Origin of the sequence: Bradyrhizobium symbiodeficiens, from assembly GCF_002266465.3 — a bacterium.
In the GTDB taxonomy this organism is placed as follows: Bacteria; Pseudomonadota; Alphaproteobacteria; order Rhizobiales; family Xanthobacteraceae; genus Bradyrhizobium; species Bradyrhizobium symbiodeficiens.
Genome location: NZ_CP029427.2, coordinates 6077344 through 6096462 on the forward strand (window position 1 = coordinate 6077344; position 19119 = coordinate 6096462).

Here is a 19119-nt window from a genome sequence, read left to right on the forward strand (position 1 = left end):
TCCCTCTCCCCGCCTCGCGGGGAGAGGTGCTAGAACAACCACCGGCCGCGTTTCGCGGCCGGCTTCTCTTTGAAGAGTCCGAAAAGAATGGCGATCACGCTCTCTGGCGATCAGGCACTCCCCGGCCCGCCCCTGTCGTCGCGACTGACCCCGGCACAGATATGGGGCATCGCGCTGCTCGCGCCCTATCTGCTCGTTTTCCTGGCCTTCGTTGTCTATCCCGTCTGCTACGGGCTGTGGCTGGCGCGCGCTCCGTCGAACTATGTGGCGCTCTACAACGACCCGATCTTCGCGCGCGCCGCGGTCAACACGCTGATCTTCCTGGTCATCGGCATCAACATCAAGATGCTGATCGCGCTGTTCCTGTCCGGCTTCTTCGCCCAGCAGCGCACCTGGATCAGATGGCTCTCGGTGATCTTCATCCTGCCCTGGGCGGTGCCGTCGATCCCGACCATCCTGTCAGTGCGCTTCATGCTCAATCCCGAATGGGGCATGATCAACCACTACATCTTCTCCTTGACCGGCGATGACGGCCCGAACTGGCTGAACGATCCGACCGTGGCGCTGACCATGGCGATCGCCGTGCACATCTGGAAGTCGCTACCGTTCTGGACGCTGATCCTGATGACCGGCCGGCTGGCGATCGCGCAAGACCTGTTCGAGGCGGCCGAGGTCGACGGCGCGAGCTGGTGGCAGAAATTCCGCTTCATCACCTGGCCGTCGATGCAGACGCTCTACATCACCTGCACGCTGCTCTCGATGATCTGGACGCTCGGCGACTTCAACAGCGTCTACCTGCTCACCGGCGGCGGCCCTGCAGACCTCACGCACGTGTTGTCGACGCTCGGCATCCGCTATCTCCGGCTCGACCAGCTTTCGCTCGCGATGGCCTCCATCGTCTGCGCGATACCGTTCGTCCTGCCGCTGATGTACTTCATGATGAAACGGCTATCCCGATGAAGCTTCCTGGCGTAAGCGAATTTTCCTGGCGCGACGTTGCAACCGAAGCGCGGTTGCTGCTGATCGGTATTCCCGTTTTCATCTGGACGATGATCCCGATCTACCACATGTTCCTGTTCGCGATCTCGCCGAAGGAGGACGCGTTCTCGGGCAAGCTGTGGCCGGATCATCCGACGCTGCACAACTTCGAAATCGTGTTCAAGCAACAGCATTACTTCCTGCGCGACTTCTACATCCAGTTCTGGAATTCCCTCGTTATCGCGACAGCCGTCGGCGTGCTGACCCTGGTCATCGCCACCGCGGCGGCGTTCTCGATCTCCCGGCTGCGGGTGCCGGGCGGACGCATCGTGATGAACCTGGCGCTGTTCACCTATTTCATCCCCGCGGCGTTCCTGGCCGTGCCGATGTACCGCACCATGGGCAATTACGGCTTGCTCAACAATCACTGGTCGCTGATCCTGGCCATGGTGACGATCGCCAGCCCTTACGCGATCTGGGTGCTCAAGCAGGCCTCCGACAAGCTGCCGGTCGAACTGGACGAGGCCGCGGTGATGGACGGCGCCACGACGCTGCAGATCTTCCGGCTGGTCTATCTGCCGCTGATGATGCCGTCGCTGGTCGCGATCGGCACTTATGCGGTGCTGCTGGCCTGGAACGAATATCTCTACGCGTTCCTGCTGCTGTCGAACGACCGCGAGCTCACGCTGCCCGTCGCACTCGGCAACTTCCTCGCCGCCGACGACTCGCCCTGGGAGCTGCTGATGACCACCGGCTTCATCTACGCACTGCCGCCGGCCGCGGTCTACTACGCCTTCCGCCGCTACATGGTGGGCGGGCTCACGGCGGGTGCGGTGAAGTCGTAGTCGTTTTGGTCAGAGCGTAGCCCGGAATCTAAAGCGGCGCCGCGCTCTCGCCCTGCGAACTCGACAGCTTCGAGGCCAGCGAGGCGATGACGATCACCACCGCGATCAGGGCGATCACCAGCGTGCAGATCGCGTTGATCTCCGGCTTCACGCCGAGCCGCACCTCCGAATAGATCCGGATCGGCAACGTCGCCGAGCCGGGACCGGTGGTGAAGCTCGCGATCACGAGGTCGTCGAGCGACAGCGTGAAGGCCAGCATCCAGCCGGCGACGATCGCGGGCGCGATCAGCGGCAGCGTCACCGAAAGAAAAGCGCGCACCGGATCGCAGCCGAGATCCATCGCCGCCTCTTCCAGCGAACGGTCGAGCGAGCCGAGGCGGGACTGCACGACCACGGCGACGAAACACATCGTCAGCGTGGTATGGGCGATCGTCACCGTCCAGAAGCCGCGCTCGGCGTTCAGCGCGACGAACAACAGCAGCAGCGACAGCCCCGTGATCACCTCGGGCATCACCAGTGGCGCATAGAGCATGCCGGAGAACAATGTGCGGCCGCGGAAGCGCTCGCCGCGCGACAACGCGACCGCGGCGAGCGTGCCGAGCAGCGTGGCGATGGTCGCGGAGGAGACCGCTACGCGAAAGCTCATCCAGGCCGCCTCGATCATGGCGCGGTCGTTGAAGAATTCATGATACCAGCGCAGCGACCAGCCGCCCCACACCGTCACCAGCCGCGAGGCGTTGAAGGAATAGATGACGAGGATGAGGATCGGCAGATAGAGGAAGGCCAGCCCCAGCGCGAGCGAGGCGATGTTGAAACGGGACAGGCGGGAGACCTTGCGCATGGCGTCAGCGCCCCTGTTCCAGCTGCCGTTTCTGCAGCCGTTCGTACAGCAACAGAGGCAACAGCAGCACCACGAGCAGCACAATGGCGGCGGCAGAGGCGACCGGCCAGTCCTTGTTGGTGAAGAATTCGAGCCACAGGGTCTGGCCGATCATCAGCGAATTGGAGCCGGCCAGAAGATCGGGGATGACGAATTCGCCGACGATGGGAATGAAGCACAGCAGCACGCCGGCGCCGACACCGGGCAGCGACAGCGGAAAGGTGAGGAGCCAGAACACCTGCCACGGCGGCGCGCCGAGATCGGAGGCTGCCTCCTCCAGCACCGGCTCCATCTTCGCGAGCGTGGCGTAGAGCGGCAGGATCATGAACGGCAGATAGGAATAGACGATGCCGATATACATCGCGCTGTCGGTGGAGAGCCAGACCACCGGCTGGCTGACCAGGTGCAGCGCCAGCAGGATCTGGTTCAGCAGCCCGTCGTGCTGGAGGATGTTGATCCAGGCATAGATGCGGATCAGGAACGAGGTCCAGAACGGTACGATCACCAGCACCATCGCCACCGCCTGCCAACGCCTCGGCAGCCGCGCCATGCCATAGGCGATGGGATAGCCGACGAGCAGCAACAGCACCGTTGAGGTCACGGCGACCGTAAGGCTGCGCAGATAGGCGAATACATAGAGGTCGTCAGAGACGAGCAGCCTGAAATTGTCGATCGAGAGTGCGGCAAAGGCCGCCTTCAGCGCGTCCCACCCCGCCGTCAGGTCGAATACCGGCTCGTAAGGCGGCTGCGCGATCGCCGTCTGCGACAGGCTGATCTTCAGCACGAAGGCAAAGGGCACCAGGAAGAACAGCACCATCCAGACATAGGGCGCGATCGCGGCAAAGCGCGCCGGCCGCGCGAAGATGCGGCGGGCGCTCATGACGGCAGCACCACGCAATCATCGGGCGTGAACCAGGCGACGATTTGCTGGCCCACGCTATAGGCGTCGACATCCAGGCGCGCGCTATTGGCGACGGAGGCCCGTACGATCCCGCCGGTATCGAGCTTCACTTTGTAGGTGGTGGTGCCGCCGAGATAGCAGATGTCCGCGATCACGCCGTCCAGGCTGTTGATCGTGGTTTCACGGCCGGCTTCGCTCACCGGGGCGCGGCGGGACAACTTGATCTTCTCGGGGCGAATCGCGATGGAGAATTTTCCCGCACCGACCGGTTCGCGCGGCTCGGCCACCACCAGCGTACCCGCATCACGCGTGCCAATGACCAGACGATGACCGTCGCGCAATTTGGTCTCGCCGTCGAACAGGTTGATGTCGCCGACGAACTCCGCGATCCACCGCGAGCGCGGTGCTTCATAGAGTTCGCGGGGGCTCGCGACCTGAGCAAGCCTGCCGGCGTTCATCACGCCGATTCTATCAGCCATCGTCATCGCCTCCTCCTGATCGTGGGTGACGATGATGAAGGTCATGCCGAGCCGGCGCTGCAGCTCCATCAACTCGCCCTGCGTGCTCTGACGCAGCTTCTTGTCGAGCGCGGCAAGCGGCTCGTCGAGCAGCAGCAATTGCGGGCGTCGCGCCAGTGCACGGGCGAGCGCGACGCGCTGGCGCTGGCCGCCGGAGAGCTGATCCGGCTTGCGCTTCTCCAGCCCTTCGAGCTTCACCAGCGCGACCATCTCGGTCACACGGATGGCGATCTCGGCGCGCGCCATGCCAGCGCGCTTGAGGCCGAAGGCAATGTTGTCGCGCACGGAGAGATGCGGAAACAGCGCGTAGTTCTGGAACATCATGTTGATCGGCCGCTCATGCGGCAGCGCCTGCGCGATATCCTTATTCCCGAGCAGGATCCGCCCTTCATCCGGCGCCTCGAAGCCGGCAAGCATGCGCAGCAGGGTGGTCTTGCCGCAACCGCTGGGACCGAGCAGCGCGAAGAATTCGCCGGCCCTGATATCGAGCGAGACCCCGTCCACGGCGCGGAAGGTGCCAAAGGTTTTGACTACGCCCTCGATGCGCAGCAGCGGCTGGCCCGCCGCAGGAAGCGCATCTCCGCCGCCCGTATTGGCCACGCCGTCTGTTCTGGGCAACTCGTCCGTCATGTTCCTGCCAACCCCGATTCCGCCGCACGCTAGCCGCCGATCCTCCCTAGCTCAACCGCGTCGGGAAAGATCGTTCACATCACATTCGCCATGAACGTGGCAACTGCGTCGCGGTCCGCCGCAGGCATGGTCAGGCCCAGCTTGGATCGGCGCCAGAGGATATCGTCCGGAAAGCGCGCCCATTCACAAGCCATCAGGTAGCGGATCTCGGCACCCGTCAACTCAGGGCCGAAGCCCGGACCAAGTTCGTCGCGGGTCTTCGCCTCGCCGAGCACGGCCGACAACCGCGACCCGTAAGCCGCGACCAGACGCTGCGCCTCCGGCTCCGACAGAAAGCGCCAGCGGTCGCGCGCGAGGTCGATCTCGGTGTCGAAACGGTCCCATGCAAAATCTCCGCCGGGCAGCGCGGCGCCGGCAGTCCAGGGCGGCGACATCGGATAGAACGGCGTCAGCTTCGTCACCGCCCATTCAGCGCGCAGGCGCGAGGTGGTGACGTCGCCGCCGAACATCGTCAGCAGCGGCGCCTTGCGCCGGCGCGCATGGAACAGCATCGTGCCGTCGCGTCCGCGCGCGGACGCCAGCGTCAGGTTGACGCCGGAGACCGTCCGGACCACGTCGGTCGGGGCAACGCGCTCCCGAAAATAGCGGCTGGCGGCGTCGCAGAGATAGCCGACGTCGGCCCCCGGCATCGCGACAATGGCGGGATCGCCGGTGAAGGCGTGCGTGACGGTGCCGATCAGCGTGAAGTCGCGCTCGAAGGGCCGGGCAAAGATCAGCCGTCCATCATTGTTCTGAAAGACGTAGACGTTCTGGGAATCGAACAGCCTCGGCACGATGATCTGGCTCATCTGCGTGGCCGCCATGGCGGGCTGCGGCTGCCGCAGCACGGTATCGGCGACCATCGGCGTCCAGGCGCCGGTGGCGTTGGCCAGCGCCCGCGCCGTGACCGTGCGGCGATGGCCGCGATCGACCACCGCGAGCCGCCAGGTATCAGTTCTGTCGGCACGCACACAACGCGCACCAGTCCGGATCGCGGCGCCACGTTCGGCCGCATCCAACGCCGTCAGCACCACCAGGCGAGAGTCGTCGACGACGCAGTCCGAATATTCGAACGCCGTGCCGAACGGGCGCTTCAGCGCGTTGCCGACCGGATGGTGCGTGATGTCGAGGGTCGCCGATGGTGGCAGGCCGCCCCGGTTCGTGAGACCGTCATAGACATACAGGCCGGCGCGCAGCAGCCACGGCGGACGCTCGTCGGAATGCGCGGGGATCACGAAGCGCAGCGGCCGGACCAGATGCGGCGCGATCCGGAGCCAGGTCCGGCGCTCGGCCAGGGCGCGGCGCACCCGCCGGAACCTGCGCCGCTCCAGCACCGACAGATCGCCGTGGATCAGCCGCGGTGTCGCCGACGATGCCGCGCCGCCGAGATCGCCCTGCTCGAACAGGATCACCCGCAGGCCGCGGCCTGCCGCATCGCGCGCGAGGCTGACACCGTTCAGGCCGCCGCCGATGATCGCGAGGTCGTAATCCGCCATGAAGCCGTCGAGAAGGAGCAAAGCGCCCCATCATCACTAGAGCCATTTCCGTTCCGATGAAATCGGAACGGGGCTCTGGATTCTCATTCTGACGCGTTTTCTCGACACGAGCCGGTGTCCGCTTCGCTCGGAAACGCTCTAGCCGGTCTTGAGCGCAAGCTCCATGATCTCAGCGCGGCCGACGAGCCCGGCATATTTTCCGATCGGCAGGGGCTTGCCGAGCAGATAGCCCTGCACGCCGTCGCAGCCCTCCTTGGCGAGGAAGACAAGTTGCTCGATGGTCTCGACGCCCTCGGCGACGATCGACATTTCGAGACCGTGGCCGAGATCGATCACTGCGCGAACGATCGCAGCCGATTGCGGGTTGCGGCCGAGATTGGTGATGAACGCCCGGTCGATCTTGATCTTGTCGAACGGGAACGCCTGGAGGTAGCTCAGCGAGGAATATCCGCTGCCGAAATCGTCCATGGAGATGCGCACCCCGAGCGCCTTCAGGCGGCGCAGCAGCGCGAGGCCCCGGTCGAAATCCTCGATCAGCACGCCCTCGGTGATCTCCAGCTCGAGCCGACCGGGCGCAAGGCCGGTCTCGATCAGGATCGAATGGACCAGCCCGACCACGTCGCCGTGCATGAACTGCGCCGGCGACAGATTGACCGCAACCTGGAGTGGCTTCGGCCAGGAGGCCGCCTCGCGGCAGGCCTCGCGCAGGATCCACTCGCCCATCTCGACGATCAGGCCGCTCTCCTCGGCGATCGGTATGAATTCGGCCGGCGAGACCTGGCCGCGCACCGGATGCTGCCAGCGCGCCAGCGCCTCGAAGCCGATGATCTCGCTTTCGGCGACGCTGTGGCCCGCGGCGCCCTGCGGCTGAAACGCCAGCGAAAGCTCGCCGTTCTTGATCGCCACCGAGAGGTCCTGGTGCAGCACGCGGCGATCGCGGATCTGCTGGTCCATCTCCGGCTGGTAGAGGCTGATGGTGCCGCGCGACTTCTGCTTCGCGCGGAACAGCGCCGCACCGGCGTTGGCGAGCAACGAGGCGCCGTCGGTGCCGTTATGCGGGAAGATCGACATGCCGGTGGTCACGCCCGCCCGCACCGGGCGGCCGTCGATATGGAAATCCCGCGAGACGGCTTCGCCGACATGCTCCGCCAGTGCGAGTCCCGCCTCGGGTTGCTTGCCGTCGATGATGAGCCCGAACTCGTCGCCCGACAGGCGCGCGACCAGGCCGCCGCGCGCGACGTCCTGGAGCCGCTGCGCGACCTCGATCAGGAGCTTGTCGCCGAGCGCATGGCCAAAGACGTCGTTGACCTCCTTGAGGCCGTCGAGGTCGATCGAGAGGACCGCGAACTCTTCGCCGGTGCCTTCGCAGGCCTCGATCATCTGGTTCAACGCCTGCAGGAAGGCGGCGCGGTTCGGCAGGTCGGTGAGGCCGTCGTGATAGGCCATGTGCGCCATGCGCGACTCGGTCTGGCGGCGGTCGGTGACGTCCTCGTGAGTCTTGATCAGATATTGCGGCTCGCCGGCATCGTTGACCACGGTGGCGCGGCGGGTGAGGAACAGGCGCAAGCCCGCCTTGGTCGAGATCGGGTGCTCCTCGGAGATCATCCCGCGTTTCTTGATCGCGGCTTCGTCGCGCGCGATGATCAGCTTGGCTTCCTTGGGATTGAAGATGTCCGACGCGGTCAGGCCGGTTGCTTCCTCGCGCCGGCGGTTGAGGATCGTCTCGGCGCTGCGATTGGCGAGCAGATAGCGGCCGTCCTTGACCTGTTCGACGATCAACGCCACCGGGATGTTGTCGACCACCAGCTCAAGGAACTTCTTGGTGCTCTCCAGCTCCTTCGACAGCGAGCGGCGGTCGGTGACGTCCTCGAACACGAGCATCAGGAATTCGGGCTTGTTGTTCTCGTTGCGGACCACGATCCGGATCGAGGCGACCATGCGCCGCTCGCCGCCACGATCGACCTCGAATTCGTTGCGGAACTGACCGTCCGGCGAATCGAACGCCGCCCGGTCGGTGGCATCGATAGTGGCCGCCGAGGCGGACGCGAACAGCTCGCGCGCATTCTTGCCGACGACCTGGTCTCGCGAGAACCCCCAGAACCGCTCATAGGCGCTGTTGGCGAAGATGTAGCGGCCGTCCTCGATGTTCTTCGCGGCCACGCAGGCCGGCACGTTGTCCAGCACCGTCTCGAGGAACTGCTTGGTCGAGGCGAGCTGTCGCGACAGCTTACGCTGCTCGCTGACATCCAGATGCGTCGCCACCGAGCCACCGTTCGGCAGCACGAAATATTTCACCAGGATGGCCCGCCCGTCCGGCAGCTCGGTGATCAGACCGTTGGGGCTTGCTGCCTTCTCGTAGAACTCGTCATCGGAGGCGCCAAGCACCCCGCGCTTGCGTCGCAGCGCGAGGAGCTCGTAGCCGTTCATGTCGGCCCAGAGGTCCGACCGCTTGAGGCCATAGATCTCGAGATAGCGGTCGTTGCAGAAGATGATGCGGCGCTGCGCATCCGTCATCACCACGCCCTGGTTGAGATTGTTCATGGCGGAGGAGACGAAGGCGTTGCGCCGGAGCTGCAAGCGCCGGGTCCGGCGCAGCGAGGAATGGATCCACAGCGCGATCGCGGCGAGGAAGGCGCAGACGACGATGCCCGCGATCAGGACTTCCCAGACCACGTTGGGATCGAGCTCGCCGAGATAGCTCGGCGCGGCGAAGCTGTCGGACAGCGCAAAGGCGCGCGCGGGCGCAACCGTGCCGGCGAGGCACACAACGGCCTGCACAGCAATCGGAAGCGTGCTGCCCTCGTGCCAGTTCTTCTCAGCCATCAGCCACCCGCGATTTCAACGTTGGATTGTCTGGCTTCACGGGTTTGGATCGGGTAAACGCCTGTACCCGCAACGGAAAAAATGTGACGTGAAATACGGCAATTGCCCTGACATGATAAATTCTTCCTTAACGGAAAATGGCCCCGCGCCATTCTCTCCAGGCCGGATGCCACCGGTGCTTCCAGCGGACATCCTGCACAGCCATGGATAGGGTCGATTGCGTCGTCATCGGAGCCGGCGTGGTCGGGCTCGCGGTGGCTCGAAAGCTTGCGCAGGCCGGGCGCGAGGTCATCGTGCTCGAGGAGGCCGAGGCGATCGGCACCATCACCTCCTCGCGCAACAGCGAGGTGATCCATGCCGGCATCTACTACCGCGCCGGGAGCTGGATGGCGCGCATGTGCGTCGACGGCAAGCACGCGCTCTACCGCTACTGCGCCGAGCGCGGCATCCCGCACAGGAATTGCGGCAAGCTGATCGTCGCGACCAGCCCGAAGGAGACCGAGAAGCTGCAATCGATCAAGGCGCATGCCGAGGCCAATGGCGTGCTCGACATGCAGCTGCTCACGGGCGAGGCGGCACGCGCGCTGGAGCCGGCGCTGGCCTGCGACGCCGCGCTGCTGTCGCCATCGACGGGCATCATCGACAGCCACGCCTACATGCTCTCGCTGCGCGGCGAGGCCGAGGAAGCCGGCGCGGCCTTCGCGTTTCACACGCCGCTGGTCCGCGCCAAGGCTGCGAACGGCCTGATCGAGATCGACGCCGGCGGCGAGGCGCCAATGACGCTGCAATGCAGCCTCCTCGTCAACGCCGCGGGACTCTCGGCGACCCATGTGGCGCGCAATATCGACGGCATGCCGCTGGACCGCATTCCGCGCGCCTATCTCGCCAAGGGAAATTACTTCAGCTGCAATGCCAAGGCGCCGTTCTCGCGCCTGATCTATCCGGTGCCCGAACCGGGCGGGCTCGGGGTGCATCTGACGCTGGACATGGCAGGCCAGGCGCGCTTCGGCCCTGACGTCGAGTGGATCGAGACGATCGATTACGAGGTCGACCCGTCACGCGCCGAGCGGTTCTACCCGGCGATCCGCAAATACTGGCCGACGCTGCCTGACGGCGCGTTGATGCCGAGCTATTCGGGTATCCGGCCGAAGATCGTACCGCCCGCGGTGGCGACGCAGGACTTCCTGATGCAGGGCCCGCGCGATCACGGCGTCGCTGGCCTGATCAACCTGTTCGGCATCGAATCGCCGGGATTGACGTCGTCGCTCGCGATCGCAGATCACGTCGCCGAGCTCGCAGAGATCTGAAGCGTTTTCGAGCGAGGCGGATACCTGTTCGCGGCAAGAATACGCGCTCCGACAAAAGCCAAACACAGCGCGAGCTTCTCTGCACGGTGCGCACCTTGCTGCAGGGATGAGCGCAAAAGCTCTCACCCCTGCGGATAAGGGTGCGATCAACTCTACGCTGTTACGGGGGGTGCTAGTGGAGCGTGTCGCCGTGCCTCAAACGCTCGATCTGGTCCTTGACCATCAACTTCCGGCGCTTCAACTCAACAATTTGCAGGTCGTCTGTTGAAAGGTGCACGAGAGCATCGTGCAATTCGTTTTCGAGAATTTTGTGCTTCCGCTCCAATTCAACGAGATGTGCCTGAATTGTCATTCGAAACCTCCTCGGTAGGGTTGAACCTCAGGATTCGATCCGGACAACGAAGTTTACATCACCGATTCGTTCTGTCGATGGGTATCCGTCGTCGCAGCTTCATTTTTGAAAATTCATATGTAACGAAGCGTGAGTAAAGGAACCGCGCGGGAAAAATCCATGATATCAATGCGCTTGCGCAGCGCCGCAGCGATCAGCGGAAATATCTCGCTGGAGATCGGCGAACGGTGGTCGCAGATCGCTTGCGATCACGCCGCGCAAGGACGATAGTTTCCACAGGGCATCCACAGCCTTCATCCCACGCCTATCGGTTTTCGGCCACCGCAGACATGACCAATGAAGACGAGCGTGAGCTCGAAGCCGAGCTCACCCGGTTGCAGCAGGAACACCGAGATCTCGATGCGGCGATCGATGCACTGCATCAATCGCCCGCCCCCGACCTATTGCGGCTGCAGCGGTTGAAGAAGCGCAAGCTGTTGTTACGAGACCGCATCGCGTTCATCGAAGACCAGATCACCCCCGACATCATCGCCTGATCCGCAGACCTGTGCGCGGCCAAGCCACGGGGGATCGAATCCGCTTGACTCGAAAAGAACAAAATAAGAACATTCGATAGCCAACGCCGCCCCCTGGAACGCACGAGGAAACGCAGATGTCGCCAGCCGCCCTTCTCGACAACAGCCATTATGAACAGGCCTGCGATCAGGCGATCGCGATGTGTGACGGCAATCTGCGCAGCACCATCAAGGCGCTGATCATGGCCAACGAATATCTGGAGGCCGAGCTGGAGGAATTGCAGGCGGCGATTTCCGCGGGCTGCATTCCGGACACTTCGCGCAGCAAGATGCGGAGCAAGAGCAGCGCCGCCTGAACCGTCAGCCGATCGGAGCCGACCATGCCCGACGTCACCTACTACGTTGCATTGCCCTTCCTGACCGACGAGGACGGCTCGCCGGTGGCAGGCGCGGCCGAGGAATGTCAGACATCGGCTGCCGCCCTGCGTCGTGCGGAAATGCTGGCGCACGGCACCGGCCATATCGGCGCCGTCGCCTTCAGCCGCAGTGGCGATCCCCTGACCGGCGAGTTTGGCGACGCAAAATTGCTGCGGAAATTCGGTACCGTACCGCCGGATCTCAGCGCGCTTTAGCTGCCGACCAGCCTGATCCGCGGCTCGTGCCGCCGCTGCGCCTTGCGCACATACATGGCGGCATCCGCCTCCTCGAGGGCGCGGCCCGGGTCGGACTGCGCCCCCAGCAGCGCGACACCGGCGGAGGCGCCCGCGGTCACATGCTGGCCGCGAAAGACAAAGGACAATTCGTCGACCGCCTGCTCGAAGGCGACCGCCTTCGCCTTGGCGTCGATCCCGCTGAGATTCCAGAGCAGCAGCGCGAACTCGTCGCCCCCGAGCCGGCCGACCACGTCGGAGGCACGGACCTGCCGCGTCAACGTGGCGGCAATCGCCTTGAGTACCTCGTCGCCGGCGCCATGACCGAACGAATCGTTGATCGGCTTCAACCGATCGACGTCGAGCACGATCAGCGCCCCACTGGCGCGGTAGCGCTTCATGTAGGCGACGGCGCGCGCCAGCTCGCGCTCGAAGCCGCGCCGGTTCGGAATCTCGAGCAGGAAATCGGTGTCGGCCGCAGCTTCGAGTTCCGCAACCCGTCGCTGCGCCTCCTTGAGCTTGGTCCGCAAGCCCCGGATCGTCGCCCTGACGGTATCCTTGGCTCCATCATCGCCCGACGCGCCGCGCCGCGGCGGCTTCGCCGGACGCTTGGTCAGCCTGGGGGCGGCTTTGGATCGGCCGGCGCTGGTCTTCCGGCCCTTTTTGGCCTTCGCAGCGTCCGCCCTTTTTAGTTTCTTCATAGGCATCCTGCTCAATGAAGGCTTGCGGGGATTCACCAAGACAGGATAGTGGATTCCCTTCTCCTTGCCACCGCCTTGCGAGCCGCCGGCCGGAACCGTTAATCTGGCCCATCTTTCTGTTTTTCGGGCACAATTGACGTCATGACCGCGCCGATCGCCATCATCATGGGAAGCCAGTCGGACTGGGACACGATGCGACATGCCGCCGACACGCTGGCAGCGCTCGGCATTGCCACCGATACTCGCATCGTTTCGGCCCACCGCACCCCCGACCGCCTGTTTGCTTTCGCCAAGGGGGCCAAGGCTGCCGGGTTCAAGGTCGTCATCGCCGGCGCCGGTGGCGCTGCACACCTGCCCGGCATGGCGGCGGCGTTGACCGAGCTTCCGGTGTTCGGCGTTCCCATCGAATCCAAGACGCTCAAGGGCCTCGATTCGCTCTATTCGATCGTCCAAATGCCCGCCGGCATCCCGGTCGGCACCCTCGCCATCGGCAAGGCCGGCGCGATCAACGCCGCGCTGCTGGCGGCGTCCGTCCTGGCGTTGTCCGACCCGGCGCTGTCCGATCGCCTCGCCGCCTGGCGCAAGGCGCAAACCGAGGCGGTCGCCGAGCGCCCGGAGGACAAGGCGTGAGCGACACCAGGCAGGTGAAGCTGAAGCCCGGTGACACCATCGGAATCCTCGGCGGCGGACAATTGGGCCGAATGCTGGCCATGGCTGCGGCGCGGCTCGGCCTGCGCTGCCAGGTGTTCTCGCCCGATCCGGACTCGCCGGCCTTCGACGTCGTATTGAACGCGACCTGCGCCGAATATGCCGATGTCGAAGCGCTCGAACTGTTCGCCAACGACGTCGACGTCATCACCTACGAATTCGAGAACGTGCCATCGGCCGCCGCGATGGTGCTGGACGCGCGTCGACCCGTGCTGCCCAACCGCAAGATCCTCGAGACCACCCAGGACCGGCTCGCCGAGAAAGATTTCGTGACGCGGCTCGGCATCGGCACCGCGGCCTATGCCGACGTCACCTCCGTGTCCTCGCTACGCGAGGCGATCGCCAGGATCGGCCTTCCGGCCGTGCTCAAGACCCGCCGCTTCGGTTATGACGGCAAGGGCCAGGCCATCATCCGCGAGGGCGACGACATCGCCAAGGTGTGGACCAGCCTCGCCACCAAATCCGCGATTCTGGAAGCCTTCGTGCCCTACGAGCGCGAGATCTCCGTGATCGCCGCGCGCTCGGCCACGGGCCAGGTCGAGTGTTTCGACGTCACCGAGAACGAGCATCGCGACCACATTCTGAAGATATCCCGAGCGCCCGCCCGAATTCCCGACGCGCTCGCCGAGGAAGCCCGCAGCATCGCCGGCAAGATCGCGAGCGCGCTCGACTATATCGGCGTGCTCGCCGTCGAGATGTTCGTGCTCGCCAACGGCACCGGCCCGAAGGTGCTGGTCAACGAGATCGCCCCCCGCGTGCATAATTCCGGGCACTGGACGCTCGACGGCGCGTCGGTCTCGCAGTTCGAGCAGCACATCCGCGCCATCGCCGGCTGGCCGCTCGGCAAGCCCGTGCGCCACGGCGAAATCGTCACCATGACCAATCTGATCGGCGACGAGATCAACGATTACGAGAAGTGGCTGAGCGTGCCGGGCGCGACCGTGCACATCTACGGCAAGGGTGCGCCGCGCCCCGGCCGGAAGATGGGCCACGTCACCGAAGTGCTTTCCACCACGGGCAGGTAACGGGACCGCAGCAATCGCTGCGATCCCGCTTTGCGACTACGCCGTCTTCGCGCCTGCGACGACGCCAGCGGGCTCCTCGCTGAGCCAGCGATAGATCACCCCGCCCAGGGCGCCGCCGATCAGCGGTGCGACCCAGAACAGCCAGAGCTGCGCGGTTGCCCAGCCGCCGACGAACAGCGCAGGGCCCGTGCTGCGCGCCGGGTTCACCGAGGTATTGGTGACGGGGATGCTGACGAGATGGATCATCACCAGCGCGAGCCCGATCGCGAGCGGCGCGAAGCCTGCGGGCGCGCGGCCATGGGTCGCGCCCATGATGATGAACAGGAACATCATGGTCATCACCACCTCGGTGAGGAAGCACACGATCATGCTGTACTGGCCGGGCGAATGCGCATCATAGCCGTTGGAGGCGAAGCCCTTGCTGACATCGAAACCCGGAGCTCCGCTCGCGATGACGTAGAGGAGCCAGGCGGCCACGATCGCGCCGGCCACCTGGGCGATCACGTAGGGCAGGATCTGCCCGGCGGGAAAACGGCCGCCGGCAGCAAGCCCGACGGTGACCGCCGGGTTGAGATGGCAACCCGAGATATGGCCGATCGCATAGGCCATGGTGACGACGCTCAAGCCGAACGCCAGGGAGACGCCGACCAGGCCGATTCCGACCTGCGGAAAACCGGCGGCGATCACCGCGCTACCGCAACCTGCGAATGTGAGCCAAAAGGTGCCGATGGCCTCAGCGGCGTATTTCTTGATATCCATGTGTCGTCCCCTGCTTTCAAAGATTCCGGAACGAAGCTCCGGAAGCGGCCCCACCCTTGGCGTCAAATCTCCCAAATCAGGGCCGCGCAGAGGTATTTTGCCTCATTTAATGGCTGAACTTGGCCCGAATCCCCGCTTGGCCGGTGGACATCCCGGGTTTTGTCTGATACATCCGCGCCCTCAAGGTTAAGGGCTTGCGCGTTTTCGCCATCCCCTTTGACTTACCAGAATTCAAATCCGATCCACTGAAGAGGATGCCGCGTGCAGGTTCTCGTTCGCGATAACAATGTCGACCAAGCCCTCAAGGCGCTGAAGAAGAAGATGCAGCGCGAGGGAATTTTCCGCGAGATGAAGCTCCGCGGTCATTACGAGAAGCCCTCCGAGAAGAAGGCCCGCGAAAAGGCCGAAGCCGTGCGCCGCGCGCGCAAGCTGGCCCGCAAGAAGCTGCAGCGCGAAGGCCTGCTGCCGATGAAGCCCAAGCCGGTGTTCGGCGCCGGTCCCGGCGGTGATCGCGGCGGTCGTAGCGGCCCGGGTGCAGGTGCAGGTCCGCGCGGACCGCGCTGATTTACCGAATCTTGAAAGACTTTGAGTTTTCGATGACGCGGGCCTCTGGCCCGCGTTATTGTTTGTGCGCGGAGCCTTTCCGGGCCGGGCACCAGGGGCGCGGCACACAGGCGCGATGAGATTTGGATTGAACGTCGTCGCGCTTTGGTTTGTTGTTCGAGCATGATCTCTACGCAAACGCGTTCCGCGTTTGTCGCGAGGAAAAACCGCTGCATGCTTTTCGCCAACGCGGCCTTCGGGTCCGGATCATGCTCTAGCGCGAGCGAACCGTAGATGGCCTCCCCCTTCCCCCAGCGCGGCTTGGCGCGGCTACGCCAGATCTGGCAGCCGCTCGCGCTGGCGTTGATGGGGATTACGCTCTGCGGCTGTTCTTTCGATCTGGGATCGCTGATGCCGGAGAAGGACAAGCCGCAGGAGGCCCCCAAGGCGGCCGCGCCGGCCGAGAGCGCAGTGAGCGCGGGCAACGTCGCCGAGGCCCAGGCCCTCACCGCAAAAGCCCAATCCCTGGCGAAGTCAGGCGAGGTCGCGGCAGCCCTCGACGAATTCAATCGCGCGGTCGGGCTCGATCCCTACAATGCGCAGGCGCTGTATGGCCGTGCCCTGATCTACCAGGGCAAAAATCAGCACGATTTCGCGATCGCAGATTTCAGCGCTGCGAGCGGGCTCAATCCCCAGAAGGTCGAGCCGCTGCTCGGCCGCGCCACCAGCTATCTCGCGCTCGGCAAGGTCAAGGAGGCCACGGCCGATCTGGATGAGGCTTCCGAGGCCGATCCACACAACGCGCAGGTCTGGACCGCGCGCGGACAGGCCTATGAGCGGCTGGGCGACAGGGCCAAGGCGGCGGCGTCCTACACCAGGGCTGTCTCGCTTCGCCCACGTGACGACGCCGCGCGCAGCGGCCTCGCCCGCGTCGGCGGCTGACGGTTTTGGCGGCGCGGGCGCCGTCTTAATCGGGGGTGGCGCCCTTCGGCAGGACCGAGTGGAACATCGACTTCATGCCCGACAGCATCTCGTCGGCGACATTGGTCTTCTTCGGCCGGGGCATGGAGGCGCCGGCGTCGGCGCGCAGATCGAGCGGGGGCGCGATCATCGGCACGGGAATGTCAGCCGGCGGCGTCATCCGATTTGGGTCATCGTTACCGACCGAGGCCGTGTAGGGCGGATTGGCCGGCGAGGAGCCATCCTTGTCATAGGCGTCCGGCAAGGGCGTCGATACCGTGATCGGCGGCGGCAGCGGACGGACCGTAGCCGGCTCCATGCTGATGATCCGCGGGGCCTCCGGCGTGCGGGCGGCTTCCCGCACGGCAGGCTCGATCGGCCTCTCGGCTGACTTGGCTTCGGCAGGCCTGGCCTCGAACGGCCTGACCTCGGCGGACTTGCTCTCGGACGACTTGCCCTCGGACGACTTGCCCTCAGGAGACTTGCGCAGCCGCTCGATCGCGGCACGCACGAGGTCGTTGGCGTCGGGGGCCGGGGCCGCAGCAGCCGGCGCCGAATTGGCCTCTACCACCGGAGCGGGGGTGCCGGCGGCCGGAGTCGACTTGGCCGCCGCCTTCTCGCGCGCCGACGGCTTGCCACGCGGACCGGCCTCGGCCGGGGCCCCGTCGGCAGACTTGTGCTCGGCGGACGGCTGATCGCCAGCCTTTACAGCCGTCGGCTTGTCCGTCACGCTCTTCTCGAGGATGCCTTTGGCCTTGACGCCGGGCGCAGGGAGATTGGCCACATCGGCGGGCTTGCCGTTCTTGCCGGCTTCGGCAGGGGCCACGACGGCCGCAGGGGCATCAGCCGCCGGCCTGGCGTTGATGTAGTGGTTAACGATGTACGCCCCGATGATCGTCGCGAGCACCGAGGGGAAAATATCCATCGAAATTTTAGCGAGGTATTTCAGCATTCCGGCCACTCCCCGCGATCAGATGCGGGAACTTTGGGGCATTGTAAGGGATCAACTGCGACGGATCGATGGCAAGTTGTAAGGCGGACTTACGGCTTCAGCTCGATCTCAAGGAACACGATCTCGGTTGAGGTTTCGTTAAGTACGTCGTGTTGGACGCCGGCCTTGCGGAAATAGGATTTCCCGGCTGCCAGCTGCGCCTTGGACCGCTCTCCGCCGGGCGCGACGATGGTCATTTCCCCCGCGACCACGGGAACAATCACGTAGTCCATGCCGTGGGTGTGATGGCCGCTGGCGCCGCCGGGCGGAAGGCGCCATTCGGTCACCCGGACCTCCTCGTTGTCGACCTGAACCTCGGACTTGGCGGCAAGCATCTGGAACCTCTCCTGGGACTTAGCACGTCAGGGTACGAAAACCATGAACACGTAAACGGCAAATACCACCATATGGACCAGCCCGAACAGGACATTGGTCCTGCCCGTTCCGAAGGTCAGCATGCTCAGGAAGAAGGTCAGCAGCAAAAGCACGCTGCCCTGGGAACTGAGGCCGAGCGTGAGCTCCTTGTCGAGCGCGTAGGTGGCGACCCCGACGGCCGGGATGGTCAGCCCGATGGTCGCCAACGACGACCCCAAGGCGAGGTTGATGCTCTTCTGGAGGTCGTTCTTGCGGGCCGCCGCGACGGCCGCGACGCCTTCCGGCATCAGGATCAGAAGCGCGACCAGAACGCCGGCAAAGGCCGGCGGCGCCCCGATCTTGGCCGCGACGGCGTCCATCACCAGCGAGAATTTCTTGGCGAGCAGCACCACGGCCAGCAGCGCAATCAGCAGCAGCACCACGCTGAGCGCCAAGATCCGGCCCGACAGATACGCCTCGCCGCTCCCCCCGTCCGCCCATTCATGGACGAAGTAATCCTTGTGCAGGACGGTCTGAGTGTAGAGAAACACCCCGTACAGCGCCAGCGTGACCACACCGACGAAGCCGAGCTGAACCGCCGAATAGGCCGGCCCCGGCGTTGTGGTCGTGTAGTTCGGCATGATCAGCGTGATGGTCGCGAGCGCGAACAAGACGCTGAGATAAACGTTCGCCCCCGAGAGCTGAAAGCCCTGCTCGCGATAGCGCAGGCCGCCGATGAAGATGCAGAGCCCGACGAGACCGTTGCAGACGATCATGACCACGGCGAACACGGTGTCGCGCGCCAGTTCCGGGGCGGGCTTGTCGCCCAGCATGATCGTGGTGATCAGCGCCACCTCGATGACGGTCACCGAGAGCGTCAGCACCAGCGTGCCATAGGGCTCACCGACCCGCTCGGCGATCACTTCGGCATGATGAACCGCGGCGAACACCGTGCCAAACAGGATGACCAGGAGGACGATGGCGAAGACGAGCCCGCCGAGCGACAGCGTGAAGACGTAGCCGGTCGCGCTGACGGCTGCGAACAACAGCACGGCCAGCGCCGGAAAGATCCAGGCCGACCTGGGCATCGGATTATGCGCGCTCATCTACCGGCTCCAATCGCTGAAGACGAGCAGTAGCAAAT

Annotated in this window: 21 protein-coding genes; 10 read left to right on the top strand and 11 right to left on the bottom strand. The window is 64.8% G+C overall.

Annotation, left to right across the window (positions count from 1 at the left end; translation table 11 throughout):
• Positions 1-87 precede the first annotated feature (87 nt).
• Both CIT39_RS28635 and CIT39_RS28640 read left to right on the top strand, forming a co-directional pair.
• On the top strand, positions 88-960 hold the full coding sequence (locus tag CIT39_RS28635) for a carbohydrate ABC transporter permease (protein ID WP_094976909.1): 873 nt from the start codon (positions 88-90) through the stop codon (positions 958-960).
• Positions 957-1823, top strand: a complete 867-nt coding sequence (locus CIT39_RS28640; RefSeq protein WP_094976908.1) for a carbohydrate ABC transporter permease — start codon at positions 957-959, stop codon at positions 1821-1823. Before CIT39_RS28635 ends, CIT39_RS28640 begins: the two co-directional genes overlap by 4 nt.
• Before the next feature lie 28 nt (positions 1824-1851).
• Here the strand turns inward: CIT39_RS28640 and CIT39_RS28645 are convergent, their stop codons facing one another.
• From CIT39_RS28645 to CIT39_RS28665, 5 genes are all read right to left on the bottom strand, one after another.
• Positions 1852-2664, bottom strand: a complete 813-nt coding sequence (locus tag CIT39_RS28645) for an ABC transporter permease (protein WP_028140278.1) — start codon at positions 2662-2664, stop codon at positions 1852-1854.
• Between the two features lie 4 nt (positions 2665-2668).
• The gene (locus tag CIT39_RS28650; protein WP_094976907.1) at positions 2669-3583 is read right to left on the bottom strand and encodes an ABC transporter permease; all 915 of its coding nucleotides are present in this window, start codon (positions 3581-3583) and stop codon (positions 2669-2671) included.
• Entirely contained in the window at positions 3580-4752 is a 1173-nt protein-coding gene (locus CIT39_RS28655) for an ABC transporter ATP-binding protein (RefSeq protein WP_094976906.1), read from the bottom strand. The genes CIT39_RS28650 and CIT39_RS28655 overlap by 4 nt, the downstream gene beginning before the upstream one ends.
• A gap of 74 nt (positions 4753-4826) precedes the next feature.
• A complete protein-coding gene (locus CIT39_RS28660; RefSeq protein WP_094977089.1) occupies positions 4827-6287 on the bottom strand; it encodes a glycerol-3-phosphate dehydrogenase in 1461 nt (486 codons plus the stop codon).
• Positions 6288-6425: 138 nt separating this feature from the next.
• The gene (locus CIT39_RS28665; RefSeq protein ID WP_094976905.1) at positions 6426-9110 is read right to left on the bottom strand and encodes a sensor domain-containing protein; all 2685 of its coding nucleotides are present in this window, start codon (positions 9108-9110) and stop codon (positions 6426-6428) included.
• A gap of 203 nt (positions 9111-9313) precedes the next feature.
• Here CIT39_RS28665 and CIT39_RS28670 point away from each other — a divergent pair, with 203 nt between their 5' ends.
• The gene (locus CIT39_RS28670) at positions 9314-10417 is read left to right on the top strand and encodes an NAD(P)/FAD-dependent oxidoreductase (RefSeq protein ID WP_094976904.1); all 1104 of its coding nucleotides are present in this window, start codon (positions 9314-9316) and stop codon (positions 10415-10417) included.
• 172 nt (positions 10418-10589) lie between these two features.
• Here CIT39_RS28670 and CIT39_RS28675 read toward each other — a convergent pair whose 3' ends face one another.
• Positions 10590-10769 (bottom strand): YdcH family protein, encoded by a 180-nt coding sequence (locus CIT39_RS28675; RefSeq protein ID WP_094976903.1) that lies wholly within the window; start codon positions 10767-10769, stop codon positions 10590-10592.
• Between the two features lie 329 nt (positions 10770-11098).
• On the opposite strand from CIT39_RS28675, the gene CIT39_RS28680 reads away from it, so the two are divergent.
• The 3 genes from CIT39_RS28680 (at position 11099) to CIT39_RS28690 (ending at position 11916) form a co-directional block, all read left to right on the top strand.
• Positions 11099-11305 carry a YdcH family protein gene (locus CIT39_RS28680; RefSeq protein WP_008546179.1) on the top strand — a complete coding sequence of 69 codons (207 nt, stop codon included), beginning with the start codon at positions 11099-11101 and terminating at the stop codon, positions 11303-11305.
• Positions 11306-11421: 116 nt separating this feature from the next.
• A complete protein-coding gene (locus tag CIT39_RS28685; RefSeq protein WP_094976902.1) occupies positions 11422-11640 on the top strand; it encodes a hypothetical protein in 219 nt (72 codons plus the stop codon).
• A 24-nt stretch (positions 11641-11664) separates the two neighbouring features.
• Positions 11665-11916, top strand: coding sequence for a hypothetical protein (locus tag CIT39_RS28690; protein WP_094976901.1), 252 nt, complete (start codon positions 11665-11667; stop codon positions 11914-11916).
• Here CIT39_RS28690 and CIT39_RS28695 read toward each other — a convergent pair.
• Positions 11913-12635 (bottom strand): GGDEF domain-containing protein, encoded by a 723-nt coding sequence (locus CIT39_RS28695; protein ID WP_162308736.1) that lies wholly within the window; start codon positions 12633-12635, stop codon positions 11913-11915. The genes CIT39_RS28690 and CIT39_RS28695 overlap by 4 nt on opposite strands.
• Before the next feature lie 141 nt (positions 12636-12776).
• Between CIT39_RS28695 and purE the strand changes: the two genes are divergently transcribed.
• Together purE and CIT39_RS28705 are read left to right on the top strand one after the other, a co-directional pair.
• Positions 12777-13265: a 5-(carboxyamino)imidazole ribonucleotide mutase gene (gene purE, locus CIT39_RS28700; protein ID WP_094976900.1), complete on the top strand. Its 489-nt coding sequence runs from the start codon at positions 12777-12779 to the stop codon at positions 13263-13265.
• The gene (locus tag CIT39_RS28705; RefSeq protein WP_094976899.1) at positions 13262-14368 is read left to right on the top strand and encodes a 5-(carboxyamino)imidazole ribonucleotide synthase; all 1107 of its coding nucleotides are present in this window, start codon (positions 13262-13264) and stop codon (positions 14366-14368) included. Before purE ends, CIT39_RS28705 begins: the two co-directional genes overlap by 4 nt.
• 36 nt (positions 14369-14404) lie before the next feature.
• Here CIT39_RS28705 and aqpZ read toward each other — a convergent pair whose 3' ends face one another.
• Complete coding sequence (gene aqpZ / locus CIT39_RS28710) at positions 14405-15127, bottom strand: aquaporin Z (protein WP_094976898.1); 723 nt, start codon at positions 15125-15127, stop codon at positions 14405-14407.
• Positions 15128-15388: 261 nt separating this feature from the next.
• Between aqpZ and rpsU the strand changes: the two genes are divergently transcribed.
• Together rpsU and CIT39_RS28720 are read left to right on the top strand one after the other, a co-directional pair.
• A complete protein-coding gene (gene rpsU / locus CIT39_RS28715) occupies positions 15389-15691 on the top strand; it encodes a 30S ribosomal protein S21 (RefSeq protein ID WP_071909764.1) in 303 nt (100 codons plus the stop codon).
• 273 nt (positions 15692-15964) lie between these two features.
• Positions 15965-16612, top strand: coding sequence for a tetratricopeptide repeat protein (locus CIT39_RS28720; protein WP_094976897.1), 648 nt, complete (start codon positions 15965-15967; stop codon positions 16610-16612).
• A 25-nt stretch (positions 16613-16637) separates the two neighbouring features.
• Here CIT39_RS28720 and CIT39_RS28725 read toward each other — a convergent pair whose 3' ends face one another.
• The 3 genes from CIT39_RS28725 to CIT39_RS28735 form a co-directional block, all read right to left on the bottom strand.
• A complete protein-coding gene (locus CIT39_RS28725; protein ID WP_094976896.1) occupies positions 16638-17582 on the bottom strand; it encodes a hypothetical protein in 945 nt (314 codons plus the stop codon).
• Between the two features lie 89 nt (positions 17583-17671).
• The gene (locus CIT39_RS28730; protein WP_094976895.1) at positions 17672-17956 is read right to left on the bottom strand and encodes a cupin domain-containing protein; all 285 of its coding nucleotides are present in this window, start codon (positions 17954-17956) and stop codon (positions 17672-17674) included.
• 27 nt (positions 17957-17983) lie between these two features.
• A complete protein-coding gene (locus CIT39_RS28735; RefSeq protein WP_094976894.1) occupies positions 17984-19081 on the bottom strand; it encodes a calcium:cation antiporter in 1098 nt (365 codons plus the stop codon).
• Between the last annotated feature and the right edge of the window lie 38 nt (positions 19082-19119).